Here is a 20,555-nt window from a genome sequence, read left to right as displayed (position 1 = left end):
CCCTCGCAGGGGGCGCGCAAGGCGCGCAGGGGGTGGTTTCACCTCAGCATCGAGGACATCGCCGACAGGCTGTTGATCATGCGCACCGCGGCCTCGACCGTCGGCGCCTCGAAGGCGATCTCGTCGCCGGCCGGACGCTCCAGCATCGGCCATTGGCAGAACAGGTCGGCCAGCGCGGCGGTCTGGGTCTGGATGCGCACGGCGATCCTGCCGCTCAGCACGAAGGCCGGCGGCAGCGGTGCGCGCAAGGCCTCGGCAACGCCGGCGCGGATCGCCGCGCAGGCGGACTGAGGCGCCAGGCTGATGCCGGCGGTGTGGCCGGTGGCGCGCTTGGTCGGCACGAAGCGGGTCTGCGGGAACAGCGGGCGGTGCTCGTCGATGAACACATCGTCGCCGCTGGCCAGCGCCACCGGCACGCCGTATTCGCCGGCCAGCGCGCCGTAGATGCCCATCTCGCCTAGCTCCTGGCCGTTGAGAAACACGCGGGCGAAGGCGAAGCTGTTGATCGTGTGCGCCAGGATGCCGCGGCCCTGGGCGCGCGAGTGGTAGCCGATCATGCAGACGGCGGCCACGCCCGGCTCGTCGACGCCGGCCACCATGCTCAGGTAGCGCGGCTTGCCCTGCACCACCAGCGCGCGCGCATCCAGCAGGTCCGGCAGCAGATTGCGGAAGCCGCCATGCGAGTCGTTGACCAGCACCTCGGTGGCACCGGCCTCGAAGGCGCCGGCGATCGCCGCATTGGCCTCCTCGGTCATCAGGCGGCGGGCGCGCTCGTATTCGCCGTTGCCGGCGCGCGTCTGCTCGGGGTGGTAGACGCCGGCGACGCCCTCGATGTCGGTGGAGATCAGGATTTTCATCGGGACAGCTCGTTGCTCAGCAATTCGGTCAGGGCCTGGCGCGCATGGCCGTCGCGGCCGCTGACGCTGGTCGCGTGCCACAGCGCGTTGACGATGGCCTGCTCGGTGGCATCGGCCGCGGCCTGGAACAGCGGGTCAAGTTTCGCGTCGTGCAGCAGCGCGACGGCGGGCATGGGCCGCGCGGGATCCTGCGGCAGGGTGTAGGCGGTCGAGAAGGCCAGCGCGATATCGCCGCTGCCATGGCCGAACACCGAGCCGGTGCGGGCCAGGCCGGCGCCGGCTCGCAGCGCCAGGCGGCGCAGCTGGCGAGCGTCCAGCGGTGCATCGGTGGCCAGCAGCATGATGATCGAGCCCTTCTCGGGCTCCGCCATCGCCTCGGCCAGCTTGGCGGCCAGCGCCGCGCCCAGCGGCCGGCCGGCCAGCGTGAACTGCTCGGGCCGGCCGTAGTTGGACAGCACCAGGGCGCCGACCATGTAATCGTCATCACGTTCGCCCGCCCGGCGCGAGGCCGAGCCGATGCCGCCCTTCAGGCCGAAGCTGGACATGCCGCGGCCGGCGCCCACCGCGCCCTGCGCGAATTCGGGCGCCGCGGCGTCCAGCGCCGCGCGGTAATGGGCCTCGCCGACGGCCATGGCCTGGATATCGTTCAGGTAACCGTCGTTGCACTCGAACACCAGCGGATTCACGGTCGCCAGCCGGCGGCCGCTCTGCGGATTGGCGGCCACGCAGGCGCGGATCTGCGCCTGCGCGACGGCGCCCACGGCGAAGGTGTTGGTCAGTGCGATCGGCGTCTCCAGCACGCCCAGTTCCTCGACCTGCACCAGGCCGATGCTCTTGCCAAAGCCGTTCAGCACCACGGCCGCCGCGGGCACCCGGTCGAGATACGGGTCGCCGGCATGGGGCCGGACGACCGTCACGCCGGTCTGCAGCGGCCCCTCGGCCAGGGTGCAGTGGCCGACCGTGACGCCGGCCACGTCGCCGATCAGGTCGAGCGGGCCGCTGGGCAGCGTGCCGATGCGCGGCGCTTGGCTCATATCACTTGCGATCTATCTTCGGGTCGAGCGCATCCCGCAGGCCGTCGCCCAGCAGGTTGAAGGCCAGCACGGTCAGGAAGATCGCCAGGCTGGGGAACAGCGCGACGTGCGGCGCGTTGACCATGTCGGCGCGCGCCTCGTTGAGCATCGCGCCCCATTCGGGCGTCGGCGGCTGCGCGCCCATGCCGAGGAAGGACAGGCTGGCCGCCGTGATGATCGAGGTGCCCAGGCGCATCGTGAAATAGACGACGATCGACGAGATCGTGCCCGGCAGGATGTGGCGCACGATGATGGTCCAGTCGTTGGCGCCGATCGAGCGCACCGCCTCGACATAGGTCATGTGCTTGAGCACCAGGGTATTGCCGCGCACCAGGCGGGCGAAGGCCGGCACGCTGAACACCGAGACCGCGACCACCACATTGATCATGCTGCTGCCCAGGATCGCCACCACGCCCAGTGCCAAGAGGATGCCGGGGAAGGCGAACAGCACGTCGGAGATGCGCATCACGATGCGATCCCACCAGCCCTCGTAATAGCCGGCCAAGAGGCCCAGGGCCGTGCCGATCAGGCCGCCGATCGCGACCGACAGGAAGCCGGTGGCCAGCGAGATGCGCGCGCCCAGCAGGATGCGGCTGAAGATGTCGCGGCCCAGCGGGTCGACGCCCAGCCAGTGGACCGCCGACGGACCCTCGTTGAGCCGTTCGTAGTCGAAGTAGTTCTCGGCGTCGAAGGGTGCGACCCAGGGCGCGAACAGCGCCACCAGCACCAGCAGAACCACGAAGACCAGGGCCGCCAGCGCCACATGCTGCTTGCGGAACTTGCGCCAGAACTCGCTCCAGGGCGTGCGCACGCCCTCGGGCTTGGGCGTCGCGCCCGGCGTGGTGATGGTCGAGGTACTGCTCATATCACTTGTAGCGGATGGTCGGATTGATGAAGCCATAGAGCAGGTCCACGACCAGATTGATCAGGATGAATTCCAGCGAGAACAGCAGCACCAGGGTCTGGATCACCGGGTAGTCGCGCTGCGTCACCGCGTCGACCAGCAGGCGCCCCAGGCCCGGCCAGTTGAAGACCGCCTCGACCACGATCGAGCCGCCCAGCAGGAAGCCGAACTGCAGGCCCATCATCGTGACCACCGGGATCAGCGCATTGCGCAAGGTGTGCTTGGCGATCACGACGCGCTCGTTCAGGCCCTTGGCCCGCGCGGTGCGCACGAAATCCTCCTGGATCACCTCGACGAAGGAGGCGCGCGTGAAGCGCGCCATCACCGCGGCCACCGCGGCCCCGAGGGTCAGCGAGGGCAGGATGTAATGCTTCCAGCTGTCGGCACCGACCGTCGGCAGCCAGCCCAGCTGGACCGAGAAGATCTGCATCAAGAGCATCCCCAGCGCGAAGGCCGGGAAGGAGATGCCGGAAACCGCGATCGTCATGCCCAGGCGATCCGGCCATTGGTTGCGGAACACCGCGGAGGTGATGCCGATCGCCATGCCGAACAGGACGGCCCAGCTCATGCTGGCCAGGGTCAGCAGCAGGGTCGGCATGAAGCGCTCGGCGATCTCGGTCGAGACCGGCCGGCGCGTGCGCATCGATTTGCCGAACTCACCCTGCACCATATGGCCGAAGTAGCCGACGAACTGCTCGTGCAGCGGCTTGTCCAGGCCCAGCTCCTGGCGCACCAGTTCGATGGTCTGCTCGTCCGCGTCCTGGCCCGCGGCCAGGCGCGCCGGGTCGCCGGGCAGCATATGCACGAACAGGAACACCAGCACGGCGACGATCAGCAGGGTGGGAATCAGTCCCAGCAGCCGTTTCAGAAAATAGTTCAGCATGGCTTCAGGCCAGGGAAGGGAAAGGCCCGCGCCCCGGCGGGACGCGGGCGGGCACGGTGATTACTCGGAGACCGCGATCTCGGTCGAGTTGATATTGCCGTCGGGCATCACGAACACGCCGGACAGACGCTTGCTGGTGGCATAGAGGTTCTTCTCGGTCACCAGCGGCGCCCAGGGCGCGTCCTTCATCAGCTGTTCCTGGGCCTGGCGGTACAGATCGGCCTTCTCCTTGTCGTCCGTGGACTTCAGGGCCTTGGCGATCGCGCCGTCCACCACCTCGTTGCTGTAGTAGGCGGTGTTGTTCAGCTTGGGCGGCCAGGCCTCGGTGGCCAGCAGCGGACGCAGGGCCCAGTCGGCCTCGCCGGTCGACGAGGACCAGCCGGCGTAGTACATGCGCACCTTGGCGGCCTTGGCGTCCGGGGCCTGCTGCACCCACTCGACGCGCTGGCCCGGCTCCAGCGCCTGCACCGTCACCTTGATGCCGACCTGGGCCAGCTGCTGCTGCAGGAACTGGATGGTCTTCTGCGCGGTGGTGGTCGTGTAGGCGCTCCACAGCACCGACTCGAAGCCGTTCGGATAGCCGGCCTCCTTCAGCAGCTCGCGCGCCTTCTTCGGGTCATAGGGCCAGGGCGCCATCTTGTGGGCGTAGAGCACGCCCTGCGGCACATAGCCCTCGGCCGGCACCGCGAAGCCGTTGAAGGCCACCTTGGCCAGCGCCTGCTTGTTGATCGCGTAGTTGATGGCCTGGCGCACCTTCAGATTGTCGAAGGGCTTCTGCATCTGATTGAAGCTGACGTAGCGGGTGATGATCGACGGGCTGGTCGTCACCTTCAGCTTGGCGTTCTTCTGCAGCGCCTCGGCCTGCTCGTAGGGCAGCGGGAAGGCGAAGTCGGTCTCGCCGGTCTGCAGCATCGCGGCGCGGGTGTTGTTCTCGGGCACCGGCTTCCAGGTCACGCTGTCCACCTTGGGATAGCCCTTCTGCCAGTAGCCGTCGAACTTCTTGCCCTTGACGAAGTCGGTCTGCTTCCACTCGACGAAGGTGAAGGGGCCGGTGCCGACCGGGTTGAAGGCGATGTCCTTGTTGCCGTACTTCTTCAGCGCGGTGGGCGAGATCATCGCGGCCGAGGCATGGGCCAGCGAGTTGATGAAGGGGCCGAAGGGCTCCTTCAGCGTGATGCGCACCGACAGCGGACCGGCCACCTCGACCTTGTCCACGCGGTTGAACTGGTTGAAGCGCGCCAGCTTGTTCTCGGGGTCCAGCACGCGGTCCAGGGTGGTCTTGACCGCCTCGGCGTTGAAGTCGGTGCCGTCGTGGAACTTGACGCCGGCACGCAGCTTGAAGGTGTAGACCAGGCCGTCCTTCGAAACCTGGTGGCTCTCGGCCAGCACCGGGCGCACCTTCAGGTCCTTGTCGAACTCGTACAGGCCCTGGTAGAAGGACTTGGTGACCGCGGTGGTCAAGGTCGTGTTGGTGTTGTAGGGGTCCAGGGTCTCGGGCTGGCCGCTGATGGCCAGCACCACGTCCTTGGCGGCCAGCGCCGAGCCAGAAGCGGCCAGGGCCAGCAGGCCGGCGGCGAACAGGCTGCGTCGCAGCGGGGTCATGCGTACGGTCATGAAGAGAACTCCTGAGGGGTAATGGAGTGGTGGAAGGAAGCGAAGAAGAAGAAAGAGCAGCAGCTCAGTAGGCGCCGCTGACGCGGTGCCGCGCCACGAAATGGTCGGGGCCGACCTGCACCAGCGGCGCCACGCTCGGCTCGTCGCCCAGGGCGCGCACCGGGCTCGGGATCTCGTCGGACATCAGCTCGCGCTGGCGCTTGCGCCGCGCCGGATCGGCCACCGGCACGGCGGCCATCAGCTTCTTGGTGTAGGCATGCTGGGGGTTCTCGAAGATCGCGCGGCGCGGGCCGATCTCGACGATCTGGCCCAGGTACATCACCGCGACCCGGTGGCTGACCCGCTCCACCACCGCCATGTCGTGCGAGATGAAGAGGAAGGCGATGCCCAGCTCGCGCTGCAGGTCCAGCATCAGGTTGACGATCTGCGCCTGGATCGACACGTCCAGCGCCGAGACCGCCTCGTCGGCGATCACCACCTTGGGGTTCAGGGCCAGCGCGCGCGCGATCGCGATGCGCTGGCGCTGGCCGCCCGAGAACTCGTGCGGGTAGCGCTGCGCATGCTCGGGCGTCAGGCCGACCTTCTGCAACAGCCAGTCGACCCTTGCCTGGGCCTCGGCGCCGGAGGCTATTCTGTGCACCAGCAGCGGCTCCATGATCGAGAAGCCGACCGTGACCCGCGGGTCCAGCGAGGCGAAGGGATCCTGGAAGATGAACTGGATATTGCGGCGCAGGCCCTGCAGCGTGTGGGTGGGCAGCTCGCGGATGTTCTGGCCGCCGAACTCGATCAGGCCGCTCTGGCTGTCGACCAGGCGCAAGAGCGAACGCCCGGTGGTGGACTTGCCGCAGCCCGACTCGCCCACCAGGGCCAGGGTCTCGCCGGGGCGCAGCTCGAAGCTGATCTGCTCGACCGCATGGACGCGCCGCGTCACCTTGTTCAGCAAACCGCTGCGTATGTCGAAGCGGGTCACCAGGTCCTTGACCTTCAGGATCGGTGCGGCATCGGGCCGCACCGTGTCCTGCGGCCGGGCCGGCTCGGGCTCGGCCGTCGTCTCCTCGGTGCGCAGCAGCTCGAACTTCAGCGGATGGTCCAGGCCCTGCATCGCGCCCAGGCGCGGCACGGCCGACAGCAGGGCCTTGGTGTAGCGGTGCTGGGGCGCGGCGAAGATGGCCTCGGAGGCGCCCTCCTCGACCTTGTCGCCGCGGTACATCACCAGTACGCGGTCGGCCACCTCGGCCACCACGCCCATGTCGTGGGTGATGAAGACCACGCCCATCTGCATTTCGTCCTGCAGCGCGCGGATCAGCTGCAGGATCTGCGCCTGGATGGTCACGTCCAGCGCCGTGGTCGGCTCGTCGGCGATCAAGAGCGAGGGCTTGCAGGACAGGGCCATCGCGATCATCACGCGCTGGCGCATGCCGCCGGAGAGCTGGTGCGGGTAGCGGTCCAGCACGTTCTTCGCCTCCGGGATGCGCACCAGCTCCAGCATGCGCAGGGCCTCGGCGCGCGCCGCGCTGGCGCTCTTGCCCTGGTGCACGCGGATCGATTCGGCGATCTGGTCGCCGGCGGTGAACACCGGGTTCAGCGAGGTCATCGGCTCCTGGAAGATCATCGCGATGTCGGCGCCGCGCACTTCGCGCATCGTCGAATCCTTGGCCTTCGCGAGGTCCAGCACCTGACCGTCCGAACCGCGGCGGCGGAAGGCCATCGAGCCATTGATGATGCGGCCGCCGCCATGCTCGACCAGGCGCATCAGCGCCAGCGAGGTGACCGACTTGCCCGAACCCGATTCGCCGACGATGGCCAGGGTCTCGCCGCGGTCCACATGGAAGCTGAGGTTCTTGACCGCATCGACCTGGCGCTCGGAGGTGGCGAAACGCACCGACAGGTCGTTGACGGCCAGCACGCGCCGCTCCGGCAGGATCAGGGCGCTGTTCTTGGAAGGAGCTTCGAGCACGGTGGAGGACATAGGAAGGAACTACTCGAAAGGGAAGATCAGCGGAAGATCGCCGTCTGCGGCTCGGCATCGCCGACGCGCATCTGGCCGCGGTACATGCCTTCGGTATTGAAGGGCAGGCTGACGTTGCCCTGGGCATCGACGGCGATCAGGCCGCCGCGGCCGTCGATCGCCGGCAGCGCCTGCATCACCACGCCTTCGGCCGCCTGCGCCAGCGACTGGCCGCCATAGGCCATGCGCGCGCAGACATCGAAGGCCGCGCTGGCGCGGATGAACATCTCGCCGCTGCCGGTACAGGACACGGCGGCGGTGCGGTTGTCGGCATAGGTGCCGGCGCCGATCAGCGGCGAATCGCCGACCCGGCCCGGGCGCTTGTTGGTCATGCCGCCGGTCGAGGTGGCGGCGGCCAGATTGCCCCGGGCGTCCAGCGCGACGGCGCCGACGGTGCCGAACTTGCGGCCCTCGTCGAGCGGGCGGCCATTGCCGTCGGCGTCGTTGCCGCCGTCATGGTCCAGCACCGTCACCGAGGCCGCCTGTGCGCGCTTCAGCTGCGCGCGGCGGAACTCGGTGGAGAAGTAGCTCGGGTCAACCAGCTCCAGGCCCTGCGCGGCGGCAAAGGCCTCGGCGCCCTCGGCCACCAGCAGCACATGCTCGCTGTGCTCCATCACCGCGCGCGCGGCGCGCAGCGGTCGCCTGATGCGGCCGACACAGGCCACCGCGCCGGCGGCCAGGGTGGCGCCATCCATCACCGCGGCATCCAGCTCGTGGGTCTCGGCGCTGGTGAACACCGCGCCATGGCCGGCGTTGAACAGCGGGCAGTCCTCCAGCAGGTCCACCGCCAGGCTCACCGCATCCAGCGCCGTGCCGCCCGCGGCCAGCAGCTGCTGGCCGGCGCGCAGGATCTCGGCCAGGGCCGCGTGGTAGACGGCCTCCTGCTCGGGGCTGATATTGGAACGGCTCAGCGTGCCGGCGCCGCCATGGATGGCGATCACGGGAATCGGTGGTGTCACTTGCGGGCCTTGGTGGATTTGTTGGCGGGAGCGGAGCCATTGAACGGGCGCAGCCGTTCGGCGTGGCCGCCGTCCAGCCAGGGCAGCACCGACTCGGTCAGCTGCTCGGCCGCCAGCAGCGAGCCCTTGGCCGAATGCGCGACGGCGCTGCACAGCGCCTCGATCAGGGCCAGCGCGCTGGCCTCGGAATTGGCGAAATACTGGCTCTCGGTCTTGGCATAGAGCGCCAGCGTGGCCAGCGGTGCCAGCGGCGAGCCCGGGCCGTCGGTCAGCGCCAGCAGGGGCACGCCGGCCTCGTGCACGCGCCTGGCCAGCAGCACGGTGTCGGAGAAATAGCGCGGAAAGGCGATCGCGATCACCAGGTCGCGCGGCTTCAGGCGGCCCAGCATGCGCGCGCCATAGGACGAGCTTTCGATGCTGGAGAGCAGCTGCACGTTCTCGCAGTAGCGGTCCAGGCTGCGCATCAGCAGGCCGCCCAGCCAGCTGCTGGCGCCGTAGCCCATGATGTAGATGCGCTGCGCCTTCAGGATGGCCTCCACCGCCTGCACGCAGGCGCGGCCGTCCAGCGATTGGCGCATGCCCTCCAGATTGCGCGCGGTGTCGGCCAGCACGGCGGCGAACACATCGGCCACCGGGGCCGAACGCTCCAGCTTGCTGCGCAGCTTCGCCACCGGCGCCAGCGTCGTCTCGAAGCCCAGCACCAGGGCCGCGCGGAACTGCGGATAGCCCTCGAAGGCCAGGGCGCGCGCGAAGCGGTTCGCGGTGGCCACCGAGACGCCCACCGCGGCGGCCAGCTCGTCGATCGGCATCGTGGCCACCTTCAGCGGATGGGCCAGCACATAGTCGGCCACCTGGCGGTGCGATTGCGTCAGCGACGGCATGGCCCGCGCAATGCGCTGGGCCATCGAGGGGTTGCCGGGAAAGGTCGCCATCTGCCTGCCAGTGTTACCGCGTGGTGGGATCAGGATGCGTGATCCGATTGATCACAAATTTTCAATCGGCGCGATCATAGCGATATTTATTGATCAAACGCAATCGGGTGACATGCGTATGACAGCGGCCGCGGGCAGGCGGGCCGCCATCCAGACAGTCCAGGCGGCACATCGAGGGCCCGATGCCATGGCAGGGCGTGGAGTTGGATGGGAGTGCCCCGCGGAGCGGCAGGCTGGCCGTCCGCGGGGGCAAGGGAGATTGCATGACTCACCGCGAGATCGCGGCAGCTCGCGCGGAATCTCCATGGGCGCGCCGGCACGCGAGGCGGTGAGCGCGGCAGGAGGCAGCGGCACGCCCGACGGATCGATGCCCTGCCCCCGGCGGCGCCCTGGCCATGGCCGCCCGGATGCACCTCGAGCGCGTCCTTCAGTTCCGCCAGACCTCGACCTCCAGGAACTCCGACTCGACCTGCGTGGACCCGTCGCCGGCCCGGTTGTTCGTGGCCCAGAGCTGCTCCAGGTCGGCGCGCAATGCGGTCTGGCCGGCGGCGTCCAGCGCGGCATGCGCGCGGTTGGTCGGGCCGTAGTAGGTGATGAAGAACTCCACCACCTCGGCCGGCCCGAAGGGGTAGCGCATCGCATAGAGCCGCCGGGTGCTGACCAGGCGCGCCGCGCCCCGGTTCAGCCGGTCGCGCACCGTCGCCTCGTCGCCCCAGGCGAGCGGGGACGCCATCAGCGGCGAGGGCGGCACATGCCTGCCGATCACCTTGAACATCTGGCCGACATGGCCTTGCGGGGTCCAGTTGCCCATCACGATGCGCCCGCCCGGGCGGCACACGCGCAGCAGCTCGGCGGCAACCAGGTCGGGCCGCGGCGCGAACATCGCCCCGAACAGGCTGGCCACCACATCGAAGGCCGCGTCCTCGTAGGGCAGCGCCTCGGCATCGCCCTCGTCGAAGCGCGCCGTCGTCAGCCCCTCTTCGGTCGCCCGCTCGCGGGCCCGCAGGATCGAATTGGTGGCGATGTCGACGCCGGTGGCATCCAGCCCCAAGCGTGCCGCCGGGATGACGATCTGCCCGGCGCCGCAGGCCACATCCAGCAGGCGCTGGCCCGGCTTGAGGTCCAGGCGGGCCAGGAATGCCAGCGCATCCGGCTCGAGGAACTTGGCGAAATGCCCGTAGTCGCCGGCCATCCAGGTCGTCTTGAGCTTTTGCTTCAAGGCCTGCATCTCGGGGGCCACGGTGTTGTCGATGCTCATGGTGTTGCACTCCCAGTGTCAGAGGTGCGGGAAACGGCCCGCACGCCGCTTGCGATCACGAAGCTGCCCGGCAGGCGATAGCGCGTGCCATCGCACCAGCGGGCGATCGAACCCAGGTATTCCGCCTGCACGGCTTCGCGCGTGCGGCGATCGAAGCGGGAGTAGGCCAGCGCCACCGGACCGCCCACCAGGGCGGCCTCGCAGGCCGAGCGGGCCCCGGCGTACGTGAGCAGGGCATCCACGCGGCGGCTGGCCACCGCGGCGAAGCCGGCCTGCTGCAGGGCGCCCTCCAGGGCCGCGCCGCTACCCAGGCGGAAGAACAGCGGGCACACCTCGGAGCGGACCCGCCGGTCGACGATGGGAAAGATCTCGGCCCAGGCGCAGTCGCGCCGCTCGCCCCAGACCGACACCAGCAGGCGTCCGCCGGGCCGCAGGCAGCGCCCCATCGCGGCCAGCGCGCGCTCCGGATCCGGCATGTACATCAGGCCCAGGCCGCACAGCACCACGTCGAAGCCGCGCTCGGACAGCACCTCGTCCAGCGCCTGCGCGTCCGCCCGCAGGAAGCGCGGCGGCGGCAGTCCCTCGTCCGCCAGGCGCTGGGCCGCCACGGCCAGCATCTGCTGCGACAGATCGCTGGCCACCACCAGGCCGCCGGCGCCGACGGCACGCTGGGCCGCCAGCGTCAGCACGCCGGTGCCGCAGGCCACGTCGAGCACACGCTCGCCCGGCCGGATGGCGGCCTGCGCCAGCAGCGCTTCGCTGGCCGGCGCCAGCGCCTGCCGCCAGCCCTGGTCGTAATGGGCGGCGGCGCGATCCCAGCCATAGCGCTGCACGCGCAGCTGCAGGGCGGCTTCCATGGCGACGGCTCAGGCGCCACGCGGCCCGAACACCACCTCGCCGGTCAGCGGCTGCGGGTCGGCGAACACATGCAGATAGGGGCTGGCGCTCTGCGCCTGGTCGATCGCGCGGCGCAGCGCATCCTGCGGGGCATCGCTGTCGATGTAGAGGGTGTGGCGCACCCGCAGGTAGGCCGGGTTGACGCCGGCAATGCCGACCATGCCGCGGTTGTCGAAGTCCGCCCGGACCTCGACCTCCAGGCTGCGCCAGGAGAGGCCCGCGCGCGCCAGCCAGGCCGCATAGCCGATGGCCAGGCAGCCGGCCAGGGCGCCGCGCCCGAGCACGCCCGGCGTGGGATGCTGGCCGCCGCCGCCGGCCTCGACGGGCATGTCGACGGCCAGCGTCCAATCGCCCTCCTGCAGCTGGCAACGCAGGCCGTCCGTCACGCGCGCCCGCATCACCCCATGATCCAGCGCCAGCGCGGGCTTGCGCTCGAACGCGGCTTGCATGCGGTCCCAGGCGGCGCGGATCGTTGCGGTGGTGCTGCTGCTGATGCTCATGCTTGGCTCTCCTCGGGCCGATTGGTGGCTTGGCGGCCCTGTTCGGCAATGATGCGTGGCGGGCGTCAAGCCCGCGTCAAGGCCGCGTCAATGGGAGCGCTTCGCTCGGAGGCACCGCTTCCCGCCACAGGGCAAGGAGCGCATCGAAACGCCGCTTGCGCACCCAGACGCGCAGCTCTGCCGGGCTCAGGCGCGGGCGGATGCGCCAGGCCTCGCGCAGCGCCCCCATGGCCTCGGCACGGTGGCCGCGTTCCAGCTCGACTCCCGCGCGGACGATGCGCGCGGGCCAGAAGCGCGGGTCCGCGCGGCAGGCCGCTTCGGCCGCGGCAGCGGCTTCGTCCAGGCGTTCCAGCCGCTGCAGTGCCCCTGTCAGCAGGGTGTACCAGACGGGTCGGCGGTAGTCGTCCGGGCTCAGGCGCAGGCCGCGCCGCAATTGCTCGATGCCCCGTTCGGTCTCGCCCAGTATCAATTGCGCGGCGCCCAGCGCCGCCCAGGCCTGGGGATTGCCGGGGTTGGTGTCCACGGCGCGCTGGATGAAGGGCAGGGCACGGCGCGGATCGCCCAGATCGGCCAGCGCGCAGCCGGCATAGCCGAGCACCTCGGAGTTGCGCGGCTCCAGATCCAGCGCGCGTTCGGCCTCGGCGAGTGCCTCGGCGCGCACGGCCTCGCCCGGGAGCAGGCCCATATTGCCGGCCAGGGCCATCACGATGGCCTTCTGCGCTCGCGCCAGCGCGTGCCGGGGATCGGCGGCGATGGCGTGGCGGTAGAAGTCGAGCGCGGCGCGGACGGAGTCCTCGGCCCAGCCGCGCGCGAACAAGGTGCTGTTGGCATCGCGCACCAGGTCGCGGGCAGCGTCGCCCGCCCCCCCTTCGCCACTGCGCTGCCGGCGCGCCCAGGCCACGCTGACCTGCAGGTCGATCTCGGCGGCCCAGGCCGCGATACGCTCGTCCAGCACCCCCGACGCCGGCATGGCATCCAGGTTTTCCTGCAAGCTCCACAGGTACAGCGCATCCTCGCCCGCGATCAGGTGCAGCGTCAGCCGCACCGGCCCTTCCGGCGTGCGACGCAAGCCACCGCCGACCAGGAAGCGGGCCTTCAGCAATTCGGCCGTGCGCACCAGATCGCCCTGCGTCCGGGCCGCCACCGCCTTCACCGCGACCGGGGCCGTGACGGCCAGTTCCGAATGGCGCGCCAGCGCGGCGCTCAGATCCTCGGCCACCACGGCGGCCAGGCCGTCCAGCGCGCCATCCTGCGGCGGCACGGCCAGCGGCAGGACGGCCAGGGCCAGAACGCCGCCGCCGGCCCCGCGGCCATCGTCCGGGGCGCTCGACGCGGCCCGCAAGGCCGCGCGCAACGCGCTGGTTTCGGCCTGCGGCGCGGCGCCATATTCGCGCCGCAGCAGCGTCGCGCAGCGGTCGTACTGGGCCAGCGCCTCGCTGCGTCGGCCGAGGTCCGCCCATGCCTGCATCAGGAGTCGATGCGCCAGTTCGTTGCCAGGGTCCAGGTCCAGCCAGCGCTGCAGGCAGGGCACGGCAGCCTCGTGGCGCGCTGCCACCAGCAGGGAGCGCGCCAGTCGTTCGAGCGCCGACCGCGCCAGGCGCTCGACGCGCGCCCGCTCGCCCGTCAGCCAGGCATCGAATCCCTCGCCCACGGCGGCACTGCCCAGCAGCAGCGGACCGGTGTAGAGCGAGGAGGCCAGCTGCAGCTGCTCGGGATCCAGGGATCGCGCCGCGGGCTCGAACCGCCACAGGTCGACGCCGACGCAGCATGGGTCCAGCATCACCTGTTCGCCGCCGCCGAGCTGCAACACGGGGCAGTCTCGCCGCAGTTCGCTCAGCAACTGGCGCAGGCTCTGCCGCGCCCGCGCCCGGGGCGCGTCCTCCCACAACAGACCGACCAGATATTCGCGCGCGAGGCCGGCGGGGCCGGCGCTGCCCAACAGGCCCAGCAATGCCTGCGCCTTGGGCGAGGGCGTGGCCATCCCGGCATCGCTTGCAAGCCGGCAGGGGCCTAGGAGCTGGAGTTGCCACATCGGCGGATTGTGTGACGACAAGCCGGTGCTGTCACGCCGTCCTGCGCGCCCGAGCAAGGCGCGCTCAGCGCAGCAGCACCTCGACGCGGCGCGCCTCGCGCAGGGTGCCGCTGCCGACGCTCAGCACGGGCTTCTGCAGCTCGATGCCGGCCTCGGCCACCCCCAGCCGCAGCAAGGCCTCGCGCACGGCCTGGGCGCGGCGCTTGGCCAGTTCCGCGTTCAGCGCCGCGTCGCCGGTGGCGTCGTGATAGCCGCTGATCACCAGGGGCTTGCCGCCCTCGCCCATGGCCTTGACCAGGCCGCCCAGCGCCTCGTTGGCGCCGTCGGCCAGTTCGGCGCTGGCCGTGGCGAAGAAGAACTTCACCTTGCCGTTCTCGACCACGACGACCGCGACCTCGTCGAGCATCACCTGGGCCGCCGGCGTGGCGGCCGGCTTGGGCATGCGCGCCTTGTGGACGCCGATGCCGACGGCCAGGCCCAGCACCAGCAGCACGACGATGCCCACCAGGCGCAGCGCGATGCCCTCGTCCTCGCCAACAAACGGAGTCGTCATGAACGCTTCCCCTCTGGTTGCGAATGCCAGCGCATTGTAGTCAGCGTGCCCGGGCGCTCAGAGCCCCGGAAACAGCTGCTCGCGTCGCCAGCCCAGCGCGGCCAGATCGTCCGCATGCAGGGCCGCGTCGCTGGGCAGCAGGAACTCGTCCAGCTGCGGCGGCTTCAGCGCGGTGCCGCTGAGCATCGCGTGGGCCTGGCCGCGGTGGTGGGTCTGGTGCATGAACAGATGCTGTAGCACATGGGCCAGCGGCGCATGCTGGCGCTCCTCGCCACGGTCCAGCAGGATGTCGCGCAGCTCGTCGCCGGGTGCCAGGCCCGCCACCAGGCGGATCAGGCGCTCGTCGCAGGCGGCCTGGCGCGCGGCCAGCTCGGCCACCGTGGCGCAGGGCTTGAAGGCTCGGTACTGGGCCTCCATGTCGGGCTCGCCGTACAGGCCGGCGATGTAGTAGATGTCGACCGCCAGCACATGGTTCAGGGTCGCGGCCAGGCTGGGAAAGAAGCCCACACGCGGCGCCACGAACTCGCCCTCGCCGAGCCGCGCCAGCGCCTCGGCGAGGCGCCGGTTCGCAAGGCGGTTGGCGCGCGCCTGGGTCAGCAGCAGGTCGAGCAGATGCATTTCAGAGCAGTCCCTTGAACGGCCCCGAGGCCAGCCAGCGCTCGATCTGGCCCTGGCGGTCATGGCCCCAGAAGGGCTCGCCGTCAATGATGAAGAAGGGGGCGCCGAACACGCCGGCGGCGATCGCCGCGTCATTGGCCGCGCGCAATTGCTCCTTCCAGTACGGATCGCTCCAGGCGGCCTCGGCCGCCTCGGCGTCGATGCCGCTCTCGGCCGCCAGCGCCTTCAGCTGCGCCGCGTCGTCGAGCGCCACCCCGCGCGTGAAGTAGGCGCGCAGGCCGGCGCGCGCCCAGGCCACCGCGCGCGCCGGGTCCTGCGCGTTCAGCCACCAGAACACCCGGGCGGCGTTCTGCGTCGGCAGCGGAAAGGCCTCGGGCTGGCGGAAGGGCACGCCGGCATAGGCGGCCGAGCGGGCGTAGTCGCGCAGCGCATAGTCGCGCTTGATCGGATGCGCCGCCAGCGGCCTCAGCTCCGCGGCCTGGAAGGTCACGTCCAGCAGGATCGCATGCCATTGCACGCGCCGGCCATGGCGCGCCGCCACCGCGTCCACCCATTCCGAGGCGATATAGGAATAGGGCGAGCAGAAGTCGAAATAGAACTGGATCGGTACGCGCGGCACGGCCTGCAGCGCGCGCTCCGGAAAGGTCGTCTCAAGCATGGGCCGACGATAGGCCAAAAGGGTCGGGCGCGCACCGGGGATTTGTGCGAGGCTATGCTGGCCGCAGATCGTCATATGGAGCGAGCACCGCATGAAGCAGCAGACCCGCATCGAACGCGACAGCATGGGCGAAATGGAAGTGCCCGCCGACGCGCTCTACGGCGCCCAGACCCAGCGCGCCGTGCAGAACTTCCAGATCAGCGGGCCGATGCCCGCGCGCTTCATCGCCGCGCTGCTGAAGGTCAAGCTGGCCGCCGCGCGCGCCAACGTCGCCCTGGGTCTGCTGCCCAGCGAGACCGGCGTGGCGATCGAGCAGGCCGGCACCGCGCTGCTGGCCGAGGGCGACTTCATCCGCCATTTCCCGGTCGATGTGTTCCAGACCGGCTCCGGCACCAGCAGCAATATGAACGCCAACGAGGTGCTCGCCACCTTGGCCGCGCGCCTGACCGGCAAAGCTGTCAGCGCCAACGACCATGTCAACATGGGCCAGAGCAGCAACGATGCCATCCCCTCGGCGCTGCATATCTCGGCCGCGCTGGCCCTGCACGAGGAGCTGCTGCCGGCGCTGCACGGCCTGGCGAGCGCGATCCGCGCCAAGAGCCGCAGCGACGGCCATTTCGTCAAGACCGGCCGCACCCATCTGATGGACGCGATGCCGGTGCGCCTGTCCCAGGTGCTGGACGGCTGGGCGGCCCAGATCGAGGCGCAGATCGCCCAGCTGGAGGGCCTGCAGCCCCGCATACAGGCCCTGGCCCAGGGCGGCACCGCGGTGGGCACGGGCATCAATGCCCACCCCGAATTTGCCGCGCGCTTCGCCCGGGAGCTGTCCAGCCTGACCGGCCTGCCCTTCGGCACCGCGCCGGACTTCTTTGCCGCGATGGGCTCGCAGGACGCGGCCGTGGCGCTGTCGGGCGCGCTCAAGGGCCTGGCCGTCAGCCTGATGAAGATCGCCAACGACCTGCGCTGGATGAACTCCGGCCCGCTGGCCGGCCTGGCCGAGATCGAACTGGAGGCGCTGCAGCCCGGCTCGTCCATCATGCCCGGCAAGGTCAACCCGGTGATCCCGGAGGCGGTGGCGATGGCCGCGGCCCAGGTGATCGGCCATGACGCGGCGATCACCATCGCCGGCCAGAGCGGCAACTTCGAGCTCAATGTGATGCTGCCGCTGGTGGCGCACAACCTGCTCGACAGCCTGGTGCTGCTGGCCAGGACCAGCACCCTGCTGGGCGAACGCGCGATCGCCACCTTCAAGGTCAACGAGGCCTCGCTGAACCAGGCGCTGGCCCGCAATCCCATCCTCGTCACCGCCTTGAACCCGGTGATCGGCTACCTGAAGGCCGCAGCGATCGCCAAGCGCGCCTATGCCGAGGGCCGCCCCGTGCTCGATGTGGCCGAGGAGGACAGCGGCCTGACGCGCGCCGAGCTGCTGACCCTGCTGGATCCGGAGAAGCTCACCCGCGGCGGCCTCTGAGCAGGCGCCGGCCGCGCCGACCGCGCCGACCGTTATCCGGCGCCGAACCCAGGCCCCCCCGCGCAAGCGGCAGCGGGCGGGCGGATCGGCTCAGTAGGGGCTGCCGGCCGAGGAGGTCAGCACGCCGGTCTCGATCGACAGGTGGTAGTCGACGCCGGCGGGCCAGTTCGCGAGATTGAACGGGCCCTCTCCGGCACGCAGACGGCGCACGCCCACGGAACGGAAGGTCAAGGGGGTCTTGGGCTCGATGGTGCTGGCGGCAATCGTGGGACGCAGAAAGTAGGCGGCGCCCTTGCCCATCACGCTGCCGATGCCGCCATCGATGACGACGGCGGTTTCCTCGTCCACCCCGATGGCGCGCGCCAGGTCGGCGCCGGCCACCCAGCCGTCCTTGATGATGCGGGCCAGGAAGGCCATCAAGCGGCCCATGCGGTCGCGCGTCACCAGGTGGGCGTCGGCGATGACACCGGCCAGCCAGGGCAGCTCGTGGATGAACTCGCGATCCAGGCGCAGCCGGCGGTCATAGGGGTTGCTCTGCGCCTGGGCCGAGCTGATGGTGTCGTTCTCGGCCGAGAAGTCGAACTGCCCCAGCACGGCCAGGCCGGCGCTGGTGCCGCCAAACGGCACCTTGCGCGCGACCAGGCCCTTCAGGGTGGCATCCAGCGCCGTCCCCTTCCAGAGATTGATGTAGTTCCACTGGTCGCCGCCGGCGATGAACAGCACGTCGGCGCCGGCCACGATGCGATTCACCTCGGCATCGTTGGCGCCTTCGCGGGTCTTGATGACCAGGGATTCCACCGAATCGACCGCCGGGTCCAGGGCCATCAGATAGTCGTTGTAGCCATCGGCCCCCGAGGCACGGACCACCACCACATCGATGCGGGACTTGCCCGCCCCCTGGGCACGGGCCAGCATGGCCGCAAAGGCCGCATCGACATCGGTGCCACCGCCCATCAGCACCAGCAACTGGCCGGACGGCGCGGCGGGCGCGACATCGGCGGCATTGCCGCTGAGGTAGTAGTCGTAGGCCTTGGAGCTGTAGGTCGGCGTCGCGCCGCCCTTGCCGCCCCCGCCGGCCGCCTGCGCCAGGGGCGCATGCAGCAGCAGGGGGCAGAGAACGGCCAGGGCCGCGAGGCCCCGCGTCATGGCAAGCCGGAATCGGCGGGTCGGCTGTGTCATCGCTGCCTCCACGGCACCGCCGGGGATCGGGCGGGCTCGGCCGAGTCTACGCGCCGCAGCGGCCGGCGGCAGGCCTTTGACGGCATGGGCGAGCCCGCCCCCCCTGAATGCGCGTCGAGATCCCTGCCTGACAGCCCCATCGCCGGGGGCGGACCCGAGCCCGGCTCAGTCGCCGTCCATGAGCACCCGGTTGCGGCCACCATGCTTGGCGGCATAGAGCGCCTTGTCGGCCGCGGCCACCAGGCTCTCGGCCAGGCCCTTGGTGTCGCGGCCGCCCAGCTCGGCCGGCAGCATGGCCAGGCCGATCGAGAGCGTGACCTGCAGCGCCGGCTCGCCGGCCGCGGCCGGCACGGCCTCGGCCGCGATGCGGGCCCGGATGCGCTCGGCGATCTCGCGCGCATGCTGGGCTGGGGTCTGGGGCAGCAGCACGACGAACTCCTCGCCGCCGTAGCGTGCGATGGTGTCGCCGGCACGCAGCTGCGCCTGGATGGAGCGACCGACCTGCTGCAACACGGTGTCGCCGCGCGGATGGCCGTGGTTGTCGTTGATCTGCTTGAAGCGGTCGATGTCCAGGAACATGCAGGCCAGCGGGTGGCGGTAGCGCCGTGCCTGCGCGATCTCGATCAGGCAGCGGTGCTCGAAATAGCGCCGGTTGTGCACCCCGGTCAGCATGTCGGTCAGGCCGGCCAGCTTGAGGCGCTCCTGGTTCAGCGCGCTTTCCAGGCAGACGCCGACAATGCCGGTCAGACGCTGCAGCAGCTGGGTGCCGGCGTCGGCGGTGTAGCGCTCGGGGTCGAGGCTGCCGAAATGCAGGCCGCCGATCAGCTCGCCATGGCGGTACAGGGGCAGCAGGGCCACCGAGGCCGGCACATCGGAAAACAGCTCGCCATGCGGCCCGGCCTGGTAGGCGCCCAGCCAGGGCTGGGGCGTGCCGCCATAGCGCGCCTGCAGCGGGGCGGCGGCCGGCAGCAGGCACAGGTTCCGCAGCGTCGGATCCTCGCGCAGCAGATCGCCGAGGATGCGCGCCAGTTCCTCCTCGCGGTCCACCAGGGCCAGGGTGACGAATTCGATGCCGAAGGCGAGCTTGTACTCGCCCAGCAGCAGCCGCAGCACCTCCTGCAGCGACTGCGCGCCGATCAGCCGGTGTTCCAGCTGCTCGAAGCGGTGCATCTTGTCCTCATTGGCACGCGCCTCGCGCAGCAGGGACTCCAGTTGCTGGCGCAGCGCGCGGTTTTCCGCTTCAAGCTCGGTGTGCATGCGGGATGGATACAGACGGGGGTTGCCGATGCCCCAACTGTATCGACAGATGCGCCGGCGCCGCACAGCCCCCCCTCAAACGCGCAGACCTTCACGTTCCGGCCGCTGTAACAGCCGCGGCGCAAGCCCGTCAGGGCCGAAGATGGCGGCATCAGCAGGAAAGCTAGCCATGGCCATCAAGAAGTCGTTGATGTCGGTGTTGTCGGTGTCGTGGCTGGCGGCGGCCACGCTGCCGGCGCTCGGTGCGGACCCGCTGACGGCCCTCGAGACCCGCTGGCTGCAGGGCATGGCGCCGGTGCTGGCCCATGCGCGGCAGATGCAGCTGCCGCTGGACATCATCGTGCAGCCCCAGCCCGCCGACGGCCAGGCGCCGCTGGCGCTGGGCTTCGTCCAGGGCCGCTGCAAGCTGGTGCTGACGATGCGCGGCAACCCCGAGGCCGAGACCACGCTGGAGCGCAGCGCGCCCGAACTGCGCGACGGCGCCCTGGAACTGATGGCCGCGCACGAGCTGGGCCATTGCCGGCGCTATCTGGACGGCGCCTGGCACGGCCTGCCGGCCGGCTTCACTCCCGCCGCCGAACCGGAGGGCCTGAGCCCCGAGCTGCGGCAGGCCTACCGGCATATGCGCTCGACGCGCCGCGAAGAGGCCTATGGCGACCTGGTGGGCCTGGCCTGGGTGGCGCGGCAGCGGCCGCAGCAATACCACCGGCTGCATGCCTGGCTGCTGGCCGAGCGCGAGCGCGAACTGCTGCCCGGCTCGCATCACGACACCCTGGCCTGGCTGAGGCTGGCGGCGGAGCCGGCGGCGCTGCGGGACGACGCTGCCGGCTCGACCATCTTCGCGGCCGCCCAGCCGCTGTGGCAGGCCGGCCTGCACGCCAGCGAGGACTGAGAGGCCGCGG

General features: G+C 70.5%; 19 protein-coding genes. 2 read left to right on the top strand and 17 right to left on the bottom strand.

The genetic code is table 11. The features are described from left to right. Positions 1 to 38: 38 nt before the first annotated feature. The 15 genes from AC07OQ_RS03575 to AC07OQ_RS03505 form a co-directional block, all read right to left on the bottom strand. Positions 39 to 857, bottom strand: coding sequence for a M55 family metallopeptidase (locus AC07OQ_RS03575; RefSeq protein ID WP_495051718.1), 819 nt, complete (start codon positions 855 to 857; stop codon positions 39 to 41). Beyond that, entirely contained in the window at positions 854 to 1,891 is a 1,038-nt protein-coding gene (locus AC07OQ_RS03570) for a DmpA family aminopeptidase (protein WP_495051717.1), read from the bottom strand. Before AC07OQ_RS03570 ends, AC07OQ_RS03575 begins: the two co-directional genes overlap by 4 nt. Before the next feature lies 1 nt (position 1,892). Continuing rightward, positions 1,893 to 2,795, bottom strand: coding sequence for a glutathione ABC transporter permease GsiD (gene gsiD, locus AC07OQ_RS03565; protein WP_495051716.1), 903 nt, complete (start codon positions 2,793 to 2,795; stop codon positions 1,893 to 1,895). A 1-nt stretch (position 2,796) separates the two neighbouring features. After that, positions 2,797 to 3,717 carry a glutathione ABC transporter permease GsiC gene (gene gsiC / locus AC07OQ_RS03560; protein WP_495051715.1) on the bottom strand — a complete coding sequence of 307 codons (921 nt, stop codon included), beginning with the start codon at positions 3,715 to 3,717 and terminating at the stop codon, positions 2,797 to 2,799. Positions 3,718 to 3,777: 60 nt separating this feature from the next. Further along, on the bottom strand, positions 3,778 to 5,331 hold the full coding sequence (gene gsiB / locus AC07OQ_RS03555; RefSeq protein WP_495051714.1) for a glutathione ABC transporter substrate-binding protein GsiB: 1,554 nt from the start codon (positions 5,329 to 5,331) through the stop codon (positions 3,778 to 3,780). Between the two features lie 64 nt (positions 5,332 to 5,395). Continuing rightward, complete coding sequence (locus tag AC07OQ_RS03550) at positions 5,396 to 7,300, bottom strand: dipeptide ABC transporter ATP-binding protein (protein WP_495051713.1); 1,905 nt, start codon at positions 7,298 to 7,300, stop codon at positions 5,396 to 5,398. Between the two features lie 26 nt (positions 7,301 to 7,326). Further along, on the bottom strand, positions 7,327 to 8,298 hold the full coding sequence (locus tag AC07OQ_RS03545; RefSeq protein WP_495051712.1) for an isoaspartyl peptidase/L-asparaginase family protein: 972 nt from the start codon (positions 8,296 to 8,298) through the stop codon (positions 7,327 to 7,329). Then, positions 8,295 to 9,230 (bottom strand): MurR/RpiR family transcriptional regulator, encoded by a 936-nt coding sequence (locus AC07OQ_RS03540; RefSeq protein WP_495051711.1) that lies wholly within the window; start codon positions 9,228 to 9,230, stop codon positions 8,295 to 8,297. The genes AC07OQ_RS03545 and AC07OQ_RS03540 overlap by 4 nt, the downstream gene beginning before the upstream one ends. A gap of 427 nt (positions 9,231 to 9,657) precedes the next feature. After that, complete coding sequence (locus tag AC07OQ_RS03535) at positions 9,658 to 10,488, bottom strand: class I SAM-dependent methyltransferase (protein ID WP_495051710.1); 831 nt, start codon at positions 10,486 to 10,488, stop codon at positions 9,658 to 9,660. Continuing rightward, positions 10,485 to 11,345 carry a class I SAM-dependent methyltransferase gene (locus AC07OQ_RS03530; protein WP_495051709.1) on the bottom strand — a complete coding sequence of 287 codons (861 nt, stop codon included), beginning with the start codon at positions 11,343 to 11,345 and terminating at the stop codon, positions 10,485 to 10,487. The genes AC07OQ_RS03535 and AC07OQ_RS03530 overlap by 4 nt, the downstream gene beginning before the upstream one ends. Positions 11,346 to 11,354: 9 nt before the next feature. Then, a complete protein-coding gene (locus tag AC07OQ_RS03525; protein ID WP_495051708.1) occupies positions 11,355 to 11,885 on the bottom strand; it encodes an OsmC family protein in 531 nt (176 codons plus the stop codon). Between the two features lie 76 nt (positions 11,886 to 11,961). Next, positions 11,962 to 13,866, bottom strand: a complete 1,905-nt coding sequence (locus AC07OQ_RS03520) for an AfsR/SARP family transcriptional regulator (protein ID WP_495051707.1) — start codon at positions 13,864 to 13,866, stop codon at positions 11,962 to 11,964. Positions 13,867 to 13,981: 115 nt separating this feature from the next. Continuing rightward, a complete protein-coding gene (locus tag AC07OQ_RS03515; protein ID WP_495051706.1) occupies positions 13,982 to 14,470 on the bottom strand; it encodes an OmpA family protein in 489 nt (162 codons plus the stop codon). 57 nt (positions 14,471 to 14,527) lie between these two features. Further along, entirely contained in the window at positions 14,528 to 15,088 is a 561-nt protein-coding gene (locus AC07OQ_RS03510) for a DinB family protein (RefSeq protein ID WP_495051705.1), read from the bottom strand. Position 15,089: 1 nt separating this feature from the next. Then, a complete protein-coding gene (locus AC07OQ_RS03505) occupies positions 15,090 to 15,746 on the bottom strand; it encodes a 2-hydroxychromene-2-carboxylate isomerase (protein ID WP_495051704.1) in 657 nt (218 codons plus the stop codon). Positions 15,747 to 15,837: 91 nt separating this feature from the next. On the opposite strand from AC07OQ_RS03505, the gene AC07OQ_RS03500 reads away from it, so the two are divergent. Next, positions 15,838 to 17,217, top strand: coding sequence for a class II fumarate hydratase (locus tag AC07OQ_RS03500; RefSeq protein WP_495051703.1), 1,380 nt, complete (start codon positions 15,838 to 15,840; stop codon positions 17,215 to 17,217). A 90-nt stretch (positions 17,218 to 17,307) separates the two neighbouring features. On the opposite strand, the gene AC07OQ_RS03495 is transcribed toward AC07OQ_RS03500, so the two are convergent. After that, positions 17,308 to 18,363 (bottom strand): cyanophycinase, encoded by a 1,056-nt coding sequence (locus AC07OQ_RS03495; RefSeq protein WP_495051702.1) that lies wholly within the window; start codon positions 18,361 to 18,363, stop codon positions 17,308 to 17,310. Between the two features lie 198 nt (positions 18,364 to 18,561). After that, entirely contained in the window at positions 18,562 to 19,653 is a 1,092-nt protein-coding gene (locus AC07OQ_RS03490) for a GGDEF domain-containing protein (protein ID WP_495051701.1), read from the bottom strand. 169 nt (positions 19,654 to 19,822) lie between these two features. Here AC07OQ_RS03490 and AC07OQ_RS03485 point away from each other — a divergent pair, with 169 nt between their 5' ends. After that, the gene (locus AC07OQ_RS03485; RefSeq protein ID WP_495051700.1) at positions 19,823 to 20,545 is read left to right on the top strand and encodes a hypothetical protein; all 723 of its coding nucleotides are present in this window, start codon (positions 19,823 to 19,825) and stop codon (positions 20,543 to 20,545) included. Positions 20,546 to 20,555: the final 10 nt, after the last annotated feature.

The organism is Roseateles sp. GW821-FHT09B06 (assembly GCF_059418245.1).
This window is presented reverse-complemented; position numbering and strand designations above follow the sequence as displayed.

What these genes read in the sequence shown, in the direction of transcription:
- AC07OQ_RS03540 (WP_495051711.1), bottom strand. Translation starts at nt 9,230, where the DNA reads ATGGCGACCTTTCCCGGCAACCCCTCGATGGCCCAGCGCATTGCGCGG.
- AC07OQ_RS03575 (WP_495051718.1), bottom strand. Translation starts at nt 857, where the DNA reads ATGAAAATCCTGATCTCCACCGACATCGAGGGCGTCGCCGGCGTCTAC.
- AC07OQ_RS03510 (WP_495051705.1), bottom strand. Translation starts at nt 15,088, where the DNA reads ATGCATCTGCTCGACCTGCTGCTGACCCAGGCGCGCGCCAACCGCCTT.
- AC07OQ_RS03515 (WP_495051706.1), bottom strand. Translation starts at nt 14,470, where the DNA reads ATGACGACTCCGTTTGTTGGCGAGGACGAGGGCATCGCGCTGCGCCTG.
- gsiB (WP_495051714.1), bottom strand. Translation starts at nt 5,331, where the DNA reads ATGACCGTACGCATGACCCCGCTGCGACGCAGCCTGTTCGCCGCCGGC.
- AC07OQ_RS03495 (WP_495051702.1), bottom strand. Translation starts at nt 18,363, where the DNA reads ATGACGCGGGGCCTCGCGGCCCTGGCCGTTCTCTGCCCCCTGCTGCTG.
- gsiD (WP_495051716.1), bottom strand. Translation starts at nt 2,795, where the DNA reads ATGAGCAGTACCTCGACCATCACCACGCCGGGCGCGACGCCCAAGCCC.
- AC07OQ_RS03550 (WP_495051713.1), bottom strand. Translation starts at nt 7,300, where the DNA reads ATGTCCTCCACCGTGCTCGAAGCTCCTTCCAAGAACAGCGCCCTGATC.
- gsiC (WP_495051715.1), bottom strand. Translation starts at nt 3,717, where the DNA reads ATGCTGAACTATTTTCTGAAACGGCTGCTGGGACTGATTCCCACCCTG.
- AC07OQ_RS03500 (WP_495051703.1), top strand. Translation starts at nt 15,838, where the DNA reads ATGAAGCAGCAGACCCGCATCGAACGCGACAGCATGGGCGAAATGGAA.
- AC07OQ_RS03505 (WP_495051704.1), bottom strand. Translation starts at nt 15,746, where the DNA reads ATGCTTGAGACGACCTTTCCGGAGCGCGCGCTGCAGGCCGTGCCGCGC.
- AC07OQ_RS03520 (WP_495051707.1), bottom strand. Translation starts at nt 13,866, where the DNA reads ATGGCCACGCCCTCGCCCAAGGCGCAGGCATTGCTGGGCCTGTTGGGC.
- AC07OQ_RS03530 (WP_495051709.1), bottom strand. Translation starts at nt 11,345, where the DNA reads ATGGAAGCCGCCCTGCAGCTGCGCGTGCAGCGCTATGGCTGGGATCGC.
- AC07OQ_RS03485 (WP_495051700.1), top strand. Translation starts at nt 19,823, where the DNA reads ATGGCCATCAAGAAGTCGTTGATGTCGGTGTTGTCGGTGTCGTGGCTG.
- AC07OQ_RS03570 (WP_495051717.1), bottom strand. Translation starts at nt 1,891, where the DNA reads ATGAGCCAAGCGCCGCGCATCGGCACGCTGCCCAGCGGCCCGCTCGAC.
- AC07OQ_RS03525 (WP_495051708.1), bottom strand. Translation starts at nt 11,885, where the DNA reads ATGAGCATCAGCAGCAGCACCACCGCAACGATCCGCGCCGCCTGGGAC.
- AC07OQ_RS03535 (WP_495051710.1), bottom strand. Translation starts at nt 10,488, where the DNA reads ATGAGCATCGACAACACCGTGGCCCCCGAGATGCAGGCCTTGAAGCAA.
- AC07OQ_RS03490 (WP_495051701.1), bottom strand. Translation starts at nt 19,653, where the DNA reads ATGCACACCGAGCTTGAAGCGGAAAACCGCGCGCTGCGCCAGCAACTG.